11 protein-coding genes and 1 pseudogene are annotated in these 11752 nt (G+C 56.9%); 8 read left to right on the top strand and 4 right to left on the bottom strand.

All coding sequences use genetic code 11. From position 1 onward, the window contains the following. Positions 1-7 precede the first annotated feature (7 nt). From SIN08_RS22270 to SIN08_RS22260, 3 genes are read left to right on the top strand one after another with little or no spacing between them, the layout of a single operon-like run. Positions 8-2512, top strand: coding sequence for a glycosyltransferase (locus SIN08_RS22270; protein WP_322453812.1), 2505 nt, complete (start codon positions 8-10; stop codon positions 2510-2512). A gap of 32 nt (positions 2513-2544) precedes the next feature. Then, a complete protein-coding gene (locus SIN08_RS22265) occupies positions 2545-3789 on the top strand; it encodes a glycosyltransferase family 4 protein (RefSeq protein ID WP_322453811.1) in 1245 nt (414 codons plus the stop codon). 9 nt (positions 3790-3798) lie between these two features. Then, entirely contained in the window at positions 3799-4974 is a 1176-nt protein-coding gene (locus tag SIN08_RS22260) for a glycosyltransferase (RefSeq protein WP_322453810.1), read from the top strand. Here the strand turns inward: SIN08_RS22260 and SIN08_RS22255 are convergent. Both SIN08_RS22255 and SIN08_RS22250 read right to left on the bottom strand, forming a co-directional pair. Continuing rightward, positions 4934-6037, bottom strand: a complete 1104-nt coding sequence (locus tag SIN08_RS22255; protein ID WP_322453809.1) for a glycosyltransferase — start codon at positions 6035-6037, stop codon at positions 4934-4936. The genes SIN08_RS22260 and SIN08_RS22255 overlap by 41 nt on opposite strands. Positions 6038-6233: 196 nt before the next feature. Further along, complete coding sequence (locus tag SIN08_RS22250; protein ID WP_322453808.1) at positions 6234-6806, bottom strand: hypothetical protein; 573 nt, start codon at positions 6804-6806, stop codon at positions 6234-6236. A 154-nt stretch (positions 6807-6960) separates the two neighbouring features. Between SIN08_RS22250 and SIN08_RS22245 the strand changes: the two genes are divergently transcribed. From SIN08_RS22245 to SIN08_RS22235, 3 genes and pseudogenes are all read left to right on the top strand, one after another. Further along, positions 6961-7521: a glycine betaine ABC transporter substrate-binding protein gene (locus SIN08_RS22245; protein ID WP_322453807.1), complete on the top strand. Its 561-nt coding sequence runs from the start codon at positions 6961-6963 to the stop codon at positions 7519-7521. A gap of 22 nt (positions 7522-7543) precedes the next feature. Beyond that, positions 7544-8047 (top strand): hypothetical protein, encoded by a 504-nt coding sequence (locus SIN08_RS22240; protein WP_322453806.1) that lies wholly within the window; start codon positions 7544-7546, stop codon positions 8045-8047. 229 nt (positions 8048-8276) lie between these two features. Then, a pseudogene (locus SIN08_RS22235) lies at positions 8277-8530 on the top strand (hypothetical protein); the annotation flags it as partial. A 230-nt stretch (positions 8531-8760) separates the two neighbouring features. Here SIN08_RS22235 and SIN08_RS22230 read toward each other — a convergent pair. Further along, entirely contained in the window at positions 8761-8958 is a 198-nt protein-coding gene (locus SIN08_RS22230) for a hypothetical protein (RefSeq protein WP_322453805.1), read from the bottom strand. A 1313-nt stretch (positions 8959-10271) separates the two neighbouring features. Between SIN08_RS22230 and SIN08_RS22225 the strand changes: the two genes are divergently transcribed. Continuing rightward, positions 10272-10724: a hypothetical protein gene (locus SIN08_RS22225; protein WP_322453804.1), complete on the top strand. Its 453-nt coding sequence runs from the start codon at positions 10272-10274 to the stop codon at positions 10722-10724. Between the two features lie 202 nt (positions 10725-10926). On the opposite strand, the gene SIN08_RS22220 is transcribed toward SIN08_RS22225, so the two are convergent. Beyond that, positions 10927-11124: a hypothetical protein gene (locus SIN08_RS22220; RefSeq protein WP_322453803.1), complete on the bottom strand. Its 198-nt coding sequence runs from the start codon at positions 11122-11124 to the stop codon at positions 10927-10929. 443 nt (positions 11125-11567) lie between these two features. Between SIN08_RS22220 and SIN08_RS22215 the strand changes: the two genes are divergently transcribed. Then, entirely contained in the window at positions 11568-11747 is a 180-nt protein-coding gene (locus SIN08_RS22215; protein ID WP_322449901.1) for a hypothetical protein, read from the top strand. The last annotated feature ends 5 nt before the right edge of the window (positions 11748-11752 follow it).

Below are 11752 nucleotides of genomic sequence, written 5' to 3'. Positions count from 1 at the left end.
GGTAACAATGCGAGTTGCAATCGATTTACAGTGCTGCCAGTCGGGAAGCCGCTTGGGAGGCATTGGTCGTTATTCGCTGGAACTGGCTAAAGCGATGATCGCTTCATCGCCGGATGATGAGTTCCTGATTCTTCTCAACAATCGCTATAAAGATAGCATAGTCAGCATTCGCTCAGAATTCTCAAATCTGTTGCCGCCCAGCAACTTCTGCGTATTCGATGTGCCTGCGGGATGTTCGTTTAGCCAAGGAGTTCCTGAGCGGTTATCTACCGCCGAAATCATCCGTGAGGAGTTTGTTCGACAACTCAATCCTGATGTGCTCCACATTGGCAGTGTTATCGAAGGTCTCGATGAAGAGGTGGTTACCTCTGTCAAATTAATACCGACGGGAATTCCAACTGCCAGTACGTTGTATGATTTGATTCCGCTCGTAAACCAAGAAAGATATCTGAGCCATGAAGTTGCTCGTGAGCACTACATGCAGAGGATCTCATATTTAGAGAGATCCGATCTCCTCCTTGCTATTTCTCAGTACTCCGCGGATGAGGGGCGTAGACTGCTGAAAAATTTTTCTGGAGACATTGTTAATATATCCGGAGGAATAGATAATAAATTCATATATAGAAATCATTCAAAATATATATTTAAGGACGGAATTAATAAATTTGGAATTAAATCGCCATACATTCTTTACACGGCTAGCTTTGACACTAGGAAAAACCAAGATGGCCTAATTAAGGCGTTTTCTATGTTGCCTGACAACCTGCGCAACAGCTACCAGTTGGTCTTTGTAGGTAATGGGTGGCCAGAAATTTATCAGAAATTGCAATCTGCTGCGATCAAGGCGGGGCTGGCGGCAGATGCGATAGTTTTTACCGGGCGTGTTGATGATGAAGAGCTTGTCGAGCTTTACAGGAGATGTCATCTCTTTGTCTTCCCGTCTTTTTGGGAAGGTCTTGGCCTTCCTCTAATTGAGGCGATGGCATGCGGAGCTCCGGTTATTGGATCAAACACCACGAGTCTCCCCGAATTCCTGCCCCACCCAAGTGCTGGCTTTGACCCGAAATCACCCGAAGCGATCGCTGAAAAGATGGCGGAATTCTTGCAAGACAGGGATAAACTTCAGTGGCTTCGGGAAATTGGACAGCAATACGCCACACAATTTACTTGGAGGGCTAGCGCCGAAAAAGCAATGCGCGCTCTAAGAGTTTTATATAAGTCCCGTGTAACGCCATTCCCATTGCACGACGCTGTGTCGACGACAGGTGAAGCTAATGCTTTTGGCAAGTTGAAGAAAATTAATCTAAGTGAAGATGATTTAGGCGAAGCCGTGAAGTGCATTGTCAATAATGAAGCAGAAAGCGATCAGGATTGGCTTCATGCCGACGATATGAAAATTGGTTGGATCTCTTCTTGGAAGACTAGGTGCGGAATTGCGTCTTATTCTGAAAATCTTATAGAGTTTTTTGGCAAAAAACCTATAATTCTTGCTCCCTATGCAGTTGATCGATTTCCAAGTCCTGAAGTGGACGTTATTCCATGCTGGCATCAGGGAAAGGATGATGATCTATCAAATTTAAGACTACTAGTTTCTGATCTCGATTTGGATCATATTATTATCCAGTTCAACTATGGATTTTTTGATTTTGAATCTCTTTCAAAGTTGCTCGATGAACAGGTGCGTTGCGGCGTTTCAGTGTCCCTAGTTCTCCATTCCACAACAGATCCGACTAACGCAGCTCCAAATGATCAGCTGCAGACTCTGTTGCCATCGCTTGCAAAAGTGGACGCAGTTTTTGTGCATAGCCTATCAGATTGCTTGCGCTTATCCGATCGCGGCTTGTCATCAAACGTTCATTTGCTGCCCCAGGGAGTGCGCCTAAGAGATGTAAAAAGACCCAAGAGAAGCAGCAATCGGAGACGAAGTATTGCTTCCTACGGGTTTTTTCTGCCCGGAAAGGGCCTTCCTGAGTTGATTGAGTCGATGTCATTTATGCTTCGAGATGGTAGAGATTTTGAACTTCTCATGGTCAATGCTAATTACGGAGATATAGGTGGCGTGTCTTCCGGATTGATATCTCAATGCAAAGAGATGATTTGTTCTCTAAATCTGGAAGATAGAGTGAAGGTTATTGACGAATACCTGGAGGATGAGGAAAGTTTATATCACCTCTCAAATTCTGATATTGTTGTTTTTCCATATCAAAACACGAAGGAGTCATCCAGTGCCGCAGTGCGGATGGGACTGGCAAGCGGAGTACCCGTTGCAGTTACTCCTTTGCCCATCTTTGACGATGTGAAGGATGCGGTTCATCACTTACCGGGACGAACACCCGAAGAAATTGCTGTGGGGGTCAGTACGATTTTGGATGCAATCGAACGCGAGGAAAATGAAACCCGTATGGTGGCTGAAGCAGCTGAGCGATGGCGGCGCTCTCATGATGTCAGCCAAATCTCGCGGCATCTTGAGCATCGAATTCGTGTGATGACATTCGGGAGAAGCGATCAATAACAGAATTTGCCGTTTCCCTTCGGAATTCTCCGGTGCCTTGGTTCTCGCAGATGCTGCATTCTAACAGTTTAGCCAAGCGCTATCTCCGGTTGCTCTGGCGGCGTCTGCCACGCAGCGCTCGCGACAGGCTTGCTGGGCTGATTCTTGGTAAGTTGGTGCCTGTTGCCGCACCAAATCAACCAAATAAATACCCGGTAATTGTGGTCGGCTATCTTAGGTCAGCTTCGGGGGTCGGAAGCGCTGCTCGTGCGTGTCATGATGCACTGCGGTCCAGTGGGATACAAGTTTTCGGTATCGACCTCACTGCCCGGTTGGGGACTGCTGTTGATCATCCGGCCTTTAATTTCAGGGACGGAAGGGACGTGCAGGAGGGGACCGTATTGTTGCATGTGGCAGGGTTGCACGTACCTTTTGCTCTCCTTTTCTTGGGCCGGAACTATTTAAAGAAAAAGAAAGTTATCGCGCACTGGTTTTGGGAGCTGCCGAGAGTACCTAGAAATTGGAACTTGGCTGCCCGCTGCGTGCACGAAATCTGGGTGAATACCCGATTTGTGGCACAAGCAGTGCGCCCGATTGCCGGCAATAAGCCGGTGCACGTGGTTCCCTATCCTCTCAAGCCTATTCACGTTGCAAGAAGAGCTTTCCACATCCGACCTTCTGGGCACCCCTTCACAGTGCTGGTTGTCTTCAACGTTGCATCGAACTTCACGCGAAAGAATCCCTGTGCCGCAATAGCCGCGTTCAAGCAGGCATTTGATGATGATTTCGATACACGACTGATCGTGAAGCATGCACGTGCAGATACTTGGCCAGAGTCGCTCCGCCAGATGGAACTTGCAGTAGACGGAGCCGAGAACATCACATTGATCGGAGATACAATAACTGATCAGGATATGTCCGACCTCTATGACCAGGCGGATGTCGTGATGTCACTCCATCGCTCGGAAGGATTGGGACTTATCCTTGCAGAAGCGATGCAGCGCGAAATCCCCGTTGTTGCGACCAATTGGTCTGGAAATGTCGATTTTTTTGATTCCGATGTCGGAATCCCGATTGGTTTCGATCTCGTCCCGGTGGAGGACCCTCAGGATTTCTACCGTGATAAAGGAGTGGTATGGGCCGAACCAAGGATCAACGAAGCGGTAGATGCCCTGCGCATTTTGAAGGCAGATGAAGCGCTTCGAGCCCGCTTGGGCCAAGCTGCTGCAGGACGCATTGCGGCTATGTATAGTCCGAAGCAGTATGTTCGATTTGTCAGAAGTGCTTTCTCCTCCTGAAGAAGACTGATGAGAGCTTCGGGCACTCCTGCCGGTATCAATCTGAAGGATGGCAGCATCTCGTCGCAAAGAAACATCGCCCTCTTCCACGACTACTTCGCCATCCGAGGGGGCGGGGAGCGGCTTGTGCTGGTGCTGGCGCGGGAGCTCGAGGGCTGCACCTTGGTCCACGGCTACCGGACGCAGGACTCCTATGACGGGGAGGCGTTTCCGGAGCGGTCCGTCTCGCTCGACCTTCCTTTGCCGTTTCGGCGCTCGGGCCTGCGGGTTATGGCGCTCGCGGCGGCGTTTACGCGCCGCCGCGGGTGGGCTGCGTCGGTTCCCGTGCGCATCTTTTCCGGCGTTGCCGCGCCCTTTGCGGCCCCGGCGAAGGGGAAGGGGGGTGTCAACATCTTCTACTGCCACACGCCGCCGCGCTTCCTTTTCGACCAGCGCGACCATTTCCTCGCCCGGCAGGGAGCGGTGAGAGGGCTCGCCGCCGGCGTGGCGATGCGGCGCTTCGAAAAGGGTTATCGCGCGGCCGTCCGGCGCATGGATGTCGTCGTCGCCAATTCGCAGAACACGCGCGCCCGCATCAGCCGCTATCTCGGCCGTGACAGTGTCGTGGTGCCGCCGCCGGTCGACACGGACGAATTTTCCTGGGGCGGGCAGGGGGACTACTATCTCTCGACGGCGCGCCTGACGCCGCTGAAGCAGGTCGACCGCATCGTCGAGGCCTTTCGCGAGATGCCCGACAGGAAACTCGTCGTCGTCTCCGGCGGCGAGGAACTGGAAGTCCTGACGCGCCGGGCCGCCGGTGCGCCCAACATCACCTTTCGAGGCTGGGTGGACGATGCCGAGCTGCGCGCGCTCGTCGGCAATGCGATCGCCACCGTCTACCTGCCCCTGGACGAGGATTTCGGCATGTCGCCGGTCGAATCCATGGCCGCGGGAAAGCCCGTCATCGGCGTCGCCGAGGGCGGTCTTCTGGAGACGGTGCTGCCGGACGAGACGGGTGTCCTTCTTCCTCCGGACTTTTCGAACGATCAGCTCAAACAGGCCGTCGCGGCCATGACGCCGCAGCGCGCGGCGGCGATGCGGGCGGCCTGCGAGGCGCGTGCCCAGGCCTTCACGCGGGAAAAGTTCGTCGCCGGCATGAAGGCCGTCATCGAGGAGGCTTTGCGGCAAGCCGCTCGTAAAGCCTGAGATAGGCGCGGCACATATCCTCGGCCCGGAAGAGCTGCTCGAAGCGCGCGCGCGCGTTCCGCCCCATCCGCATCGCCTCGTCGGGATTTTCCGCCAGCCAGGCCATTGCGCTTGCGAGCTCCTGTGCGTCGGCAGGGGCGACCGTGATGCCGGTCTGGCCGTCGGCGTTGACGTAGCTCGTCCCAGAGCCCATTTTGCAGGAGATCATCGGCTTTCCCGCCCGCGCGGCTTCCAGAAGCGCCACGCCGAAGGCTTCCGAGCGCAAATGCGAGGGAAAGACGAAGGCCCGGCAGAGAGACAGAAGCGCTTCCTTGTCCGTCTCCGAAACCGCGCCGACGAGGGTGACGTTCGCGGGCGCGTTGGCCGCCGCCCATCCCTCCAGATCGCCGCTTCCCGCAACGACGACGGGCAGCCCCGTGCGCTCGGCGGCTTCGATGAGGAAGGGCAGGCCCTTGTAGTAGCGCAGCGCGCCGATGAAGAGGAAGAAACTATCGCCCACCCGCCGGCGCCAACGATCCAGATCCGCGGCCGCCGGCGGCACCCTGTCTGCCGCGCCGATCGGAATGATCGACAGCCTGGCGCGATGGTGCCTCAGAACCGGGCTTGTTTCGGCATAGTCGGGCGAGGTCGCCACGATCACGTCCGCCCGATCAAGAAAGCGCCGCATGAGGGGCAGGTAGAGGCGCTTGAGATGGCGCTGGCGCACGATGTCGGAATGGTAGGTGACCAGGGCGGGCTTGCCGCGGCCATGGAGAAAATAAAGCGCGTCGGCCACCGGCCAGGGGAAGTGATAGTGCACCACGTCCGCCATCCCGGCGAGCGCGCGAAAGCGCGTGAAGACGGAGAGCGAAAGCCCGGTCGAAGCGATTTGCAGGTCCTGCTTGGCGTGATGGGCGTAATGGCTGCCCACGCGCAACGGCCCCTCGCGCTTTTCCCTGGAAAGGGAAAGCACGTGGCTCTCCACGCCGTGGGGCGCCAATCCCTCCGCCAGGGTGTGTATGACGCGCGCCACGCCCGTGAAGTCGTCAGGCAGGTAGGCTTTGTAGACGTGGAGAACTTTCAATGCATCCCGGTGTCTGGAAAACGCGCAACGGCGACCCTGTTCCAAATGCGGCTGGGAAGGGATGGATCCTCCTTCTCACCCTGAAGCCTGATCGAGTCGAGCAGAGTGATACCCTATCCCGCCTCGCTTGGACAAAGAAGAGGAGGCTGCTCCGGAAGTCAATCCGAGGTAGGAGGCATTGCCGGTCTGCGTGCTCTCAGGCAAGCGAAGCTGAAAGCGGGCATTCCCTCCTTCTGAATCCTCTCGCCGCTCCTGTGGTCGCCTTTGACCGTCCGGCTCGCATCGCTCCGGCAGCGCTTTCCGCCGATTTCGATGCACTCGTAGACAAGACGGACACCACGATTGCCGACAGCGAACCCGCCATGACGAGATCCTCGGCCGCTTTGTCGGACTGGCATCGCGGATCCGCTCGGTCGCCTTCCATGAAGGCAAATTGCTCGAACAAGGGTTCATCGCCATCGCGCAATCCCAACCGGGCATCCTGGTTCTGCCCCAGGAGCTGCGACTGCCGATTGTCTCCGCAGCACTGGAAGCACTGAAAGCAAACGATTGGAAGGCCCTTGAGGGCTTGTCCTTCGATGCGGATGCGCGCACCCGCAAATGCTACACCCCTGACCTGATCGTCATCAATCGCAGGAAGCGCACGGCGCTGGTGATCGACCTGAAGCGTTCTCTCGCTTCCTATGGCGACACCCACAGGCTCGAAGAACTGAAGCTCAAGATGATGGCGGCGGCACTTGTGGTTCCGAATTGGCTGTACAAGGAGCACAAACGCCTCTCGGTGGATACGGTGGGCATTGCCATCATCGACGGGGCGAGCCGCCCGAGCGATCACGAGAAGGGTATTTGGGCCTTGTCAGAGATCTACGCCTTGCTTGAGATTGACGGAGCGGCGGCGGCCATGGCGGAGCTGAGAGCGCGCTTTGCCAGAGGCGGGTGTAGAGAGCTTCGGCGTTCTGGACGAACACGCGGAGAAGTTCGGCCGCAAGATCTACGGCATCGAGCCCGGCAACAACAGCAACCGGATGATCCTCGAGATGATCGAGAAGGACGCATTCGGGCTATCGGGGTGGGAACTCATCGAATCTTCCGAGCAGGGCATGCTGGCGGAGGTGGACCGCGCAATCCGCAACGAAAAATGGATCGTCTTTCTGGGTCGGGAACCGCATCCCATGAACACGCGCTATGACATCGCCTATCTGGCTGGCGGAGACGACTACTTCGGCCCCAACTACGGCGGCGCCGAAGTGCTGACGAACATCCGCACGGGCTACGCCGAAGAGTGTCCGAACGCCGCGAAATTCGTCTCCAATCTCCGCTTCACCCTGGATATGGAGAACGAGATGATGGGTATGATCCTCGATGAGGGTATGAAGCCGCAGGCAGCGGCCGCGAAATGGCTGCAGAAAAATTCCGGTGTCATCGAGCCCTGGCTCGACGGTGGGGATGCGCGCGCCGCGGTTCGCCAGGAACTGGGCCTCTAGGGCCCCGGGGGAGAGCCCAGTCATGACAATGCGTATGGGGTTGACCGGAGCGGCCGACAAGCTGCCGTTCTTTACCGGCGAAGGCGTAATGGACCTGAGGGCCTTGACGGCGTTCGCGAGAACGTTTCTGGCCGGTACGGACGCGGCAGCGATGCGAGGCACGATCGGTGCCGTCAACAAGGCCGGCGACACGATGACCGGTGCTCTTCAAGTGCCGGGTCTCACGTCGACCTTTCCCATACTGTCGCGCCCTATTCCCTGGGGCTCTCAGAGCGTCACCCTCAGTACGGGTGAGGTCGAGACCGTTCTCGGTGGGGGCCAGGCATTCGTGTGGGCCAACTTCTCCGGGCTGATGATTATAAACAATAAGAATCTTGGCGGGGTGCAGGTCGCCATAGGCGGAGGCGGAAGTGTCGCCGTCATTGCTACTGTCGGGGCCATAGGTGCAGGAACAAGCTGGACGCACACACCAGCACAGAGCGGATACGGATTCGTGAACGACCGGATGCAACGCCGTATGGCGTAATGGGACTTCGAACGAGGATGGCCAACTGATGATGAACTATACTCACGAACTGCTGATCGACAACGGCGACCTCGGGAAGCTCTACAGGGTCACGGAGGTTCTGCCGTCCGACGCGGACGACGAGCCGCGCGTGGTGCACGTCGTTGCCTCTGACGAGTCTGGAATTCCTGAACTCGTGGACATCGCTGTTGGTCCCTCGACCGTGCCGACCGGACCGACAGTCGATGACTTCCGCCGCGCCGTTCAAGCGCATCTCGACGCGAAGGCGCAGGAGCGGCAGTACGACAGCATTCAAACGGCAGTGACCTATAGAGACGATCCGAATCCGCGTTTCGCGGCCGAGGCGACCACGCTTTTCAATTGGCGCTCCGAGATCTGGACTTATGCTCTTGCCGAACTGGACAAAGTGACGGCCGGCGAGCGCGCGCGCCGACCGTGGACGGCTTCATTGCCGAACTGCCGGCGATGGAGTGGCCCTCATAGCTTGAGATGCCGGCCCAGGTGGGGGATGCCTGGGCCGGTTGACGCAAGGGAGGAATAGCAACTGGCGTTGCTCCTCGACGAACTGCCCGCGCGCCGATTTGTTCCCGCTTAAGCCTGCATTAACCAACATGCCGCAGCCTGATCGTGGCGGCATGGTAATGAGTACCACCGCTCAGGCAGCGTGTTACCCTACCGTCCACGCTCGCGGGGGCGGTGGGCTTGGCCATTTATCAAAAAATGATTGTCGCGATCACAGCAAAGATCGAGACGACAATAAGGCCCACCAGCGAGACCGACCAAATGGCTAGGTCTCGCTCCGAATCGTGAACCTCTTTGGATTTCTGCGCTCGTTCATGGGTCGCTTCGAGGCGTGGTTGAACGTCCTGCGGGTCGCCTTGCGGGGACTTGATATCGGAAGAAAAAGGCATGGTGCTCTCCTCAAACTGGACGGGAGCACTCAATCTTCTAGTGGACCGAACAAACTCTCAGTCGCTGGTTGTCGGATAATTGCCCAGCGATCAGCAAACCATATCACATTCGGAGCCTGGGCGTCGAAGGATTTCCCCTCGACGCCACTTTTGTCACGCATGTGAAAAAGCGGCGACCGGCTGGCAGGAAGAGGCGGCGTTGGGCAGTAGCTCTTCAAAGTGCCATCATGGCGGCAGTTATGCTGATCATCAGGATTAGCAGCGCGATGCCGATCAGGATGCATGCTAACGGGTTCATGCGCGCACTTGGTCTGCTGGAGTATGGTGTCGGTGTTGGAACCGCGGCAAACGCGGCCTGTTCCCAGCGCGGCGTGATTTCCTTCTGGGGCCGGGCCGGGTGTGGAGCCAGACGTACCGGTCAGCGTGTGAACCTCACCGCCGGAGGAGCGGATGAAGACCAAGGTAGGGCGCCAGGCGGAAATCCGCTGGGTGCGTAGGTGATCTGACGGGATGAGGGAGCCGGAAGGGAACCCGGACCGCCATAGAGGCATTGACGTGTTCTATCTAGACAGAAGGGCTGAACATGAGCGCTCCGTTGATCAAAGACAGGGTATTCCCAACACGCGAGGCACCACCGAAGGACGGATGGGCGAACACCAAATCTGCGGCACATGAAATAATCAGGAATGAGGTTGCCGATCGAGACGCCAAGTCTGCCAGACTCCGAAAGCAGCGCTTGGCACGCGAAGCGGTGGAGAGTCCGGCGCCGACTAGAGGGCGGAAGAAGCGCTGATCAGTGCGCCATAGGCGCGTGTCGGGCTATTTCAATTACTAATCTTGGCCATTCTCCGGGGCTGCAACGCTAGGAGGGCTTTCTTCCTCCCCATCAGTGGCGCGCAGGTTCTCCCTTCCTAGAAGGACGATGCCAGCTGCGAGGACAGCAAGGCCTATCAGCGCCAATAAGGCCGCAGTTCGATTGCGCATGTGCACCTCCCCTTATAGGGGCCCGTAACGGCTGACTGGCTAGGTTGCCTCCACAGATTTTCGCGCCAGTTCAGTAAGCAGGCTCGGAGCCCATCCGTTCTCATAAGCCGGGAAGACAGCGTTTGACTCACTGGCCAACCACCGTAACCGCCACGCCGCAATTCGATGCAGTAGGTTGAGTTCGGAACACCGCCCTCGGCAAAAATGTTTCTTTGCCGGACGAGAGTCCGGAGAGGCCTGGCGTCGGCTGGTGACCGTGGCTGGTCCTACGAAAATTTTCGATGTGTCCGTCACGGACTTGGATGCCTCCTATGCGGAAAATTTACGAGATGGCGGCCTTCACCTATTACTCGGTTGCCACCGCGACGTTGCTAATATCCGCTTTCCTTCTGGTGGGTTATGCCATATGGGAGGTCATCAGCGGCATCATAGCGACTGAAATCCTAGGCTTTGATCGCGTCCGCCGGATGCTGGATGGCGTTGGGCTGATGATCATCGGCTTCGCCGTCGTCGAGGCGGGAACCTTCATCGCTGAGGAAGAGCTCTTCCGAAAACGGCAACTACGCTCTGCTCGGGAATCGCGGCACTCGATCACCAAATTCATCACAATCATCGTTATTGCCGCAAGTCTGCAAGCTTTGGTGATGGTCTCCAAGGTCAGCCGCGATCAGATTCCAGCAGTCATCTACCCGGCGGTCCTGTTCGCCTCGGCGATGCTGGCACTGGTTGCGCTGGGCGTTTATCAGTGGCTTTCCAGTCGCGTCGATGAAAAGGACGAATAGCTAGGCGGTGTGGACAGATTTGAGCAAGATGAAGCTTGTGGCGAGACCAGCCGGCATAGTGCTGAGAGCAGCGGTCGATTCCCCGTCCACAGACAAAAAATCGACCGCCGCGAACCTCCTCACCTTTCGGTCAGGAGGTCTGTCACAAAACAAGCTTGCTGAAAGATTGCTCCGGATTATCTCGCCGCCGATCTTGGGTGCCTCAGAGATCCTGAAACCTCCCGAGAAGCGCAATGATCGCACCGGCGCCCAAGAGGGCAATCTGTATCAGTCTCTCGACCATTATCTTCCGCGTGTCACGCTGGGGCGTGTCGTCAAGCGCCACCAGCACCCCCGCAGCTACGGCGCTCGCGACGGTAATGCCCAATGCGGAGAAGAAGACCATATGAAACGTGCTCATCACCATCTCCAGATCTGTTTTTCCGGAACACAGTGTGAGGGCATTTGGAGGGGCGTGGACAAATAGACCGCGAGCCGCCCGGTCTCCCTAAGGTTCACGCCGAATTTATCCACGCATCGGACATTCACGAAGTCAGGGGCCAATCGGAAGGATCCGGAGCGCACACCGCCGATAGCCGCCGCTGCTCGTGGAGCCTGTGCGGCCGCCGCAGTGAAACTTTGTGCCCCCGAGTTCTGACCGTCGCAAGGGTACTCCCGGCCTGATCGGCCTCGTTCTCGATCCGGTCGAAACTGCCGACGAACGTCTGCTCGGCGCTCTTGATGTTGCGCAGAAATGTGTCCGCCTTGGCCTGCAAGACAACCGTCACTTCAGAGGATCTGTCGCTTAAACCGGGGAACATTCAGACCGCGGGCATGTTGATTCCGCAGACGATGGAGAGTCCCATGAACAAAGACATGAAGAACCAACCGCATTCCGATCAAGAGAAAGAGAAAATCCGCAAGGCCGGCGGCGATAAGCCGATGAAAGAAGGGGGTACTGCTGGTGGGCTCGACGAGCGCACGAAGCATGGCCTTGGCGAGACCGAAGACAAGATCCGGAAACGCTTGAAAGACAAAGAGTAACAGTG

The sequence above is a fragment of the Chelativorans sp. M5D2P16 genome (assembly GCF_034427935.1).
Taxonomy (GTDB): domain Bacteria; phylum Pseudomonadota; class Alphaproteobacteria; order Rhizobiales; family Rhizobiaceae; genus Chelativorans.
The sequence above is the reverse complement of the archived record's forward strand: the minus strand, read 5'-3'. Positions and strand labels throughout refer to the sequence as shown.

Coding starts and splice junctions, on each gene's coding strand:
- SIN08_RS22230 (WP_322453805.1), bottom strand. CDS start 8,958: ATGCCTTTTTCTTCCGATATCAAGTCCCCGCAAGGCGACCCGCAGGAC.
- SIN08_RS22270 (WP_322453812.1), top strand. CDS start 8: ATGCGAGTTGCAATCGATTTACAGTGCTGCCAGTCGGGAAGCCGCTTG.
- SIN08_RS22215 (WP_322449901.1), top strand. CDS start 11,568: ATGAACAAAGACATGAAGAACCAACCGCATTCCGATCAAGAGAAAGAG.
- SIN08_RS22225 (WP_322453804.1), top strand. CDS start 10,272: ATGGCGGCCTTCACCTATTACTCGGTTGCCACCGCGACGTTGCTAATA.
- SIN08_RS22240 (WP_322453806.1), top strand. CDS start 7,544: ATGACAATGCGTATGGGGTTGACCGGAGCGGCCGACAAGCTGCCGTTC.
- SIN08_RS22220 (WP_322453803.1), bottom strand. CDS start 11,124: ATGAGCACGTTTCATATGGTCTTCTTCTCCGCATTGGGCATTACCGTC.
- SIN08_RS22260 (WP_322453810.1), top strand. CDS start 3,799: ATGAGAGCTTCGGGCACTCCTGCCGGTATCAATCTGAAGGATGGCAGC.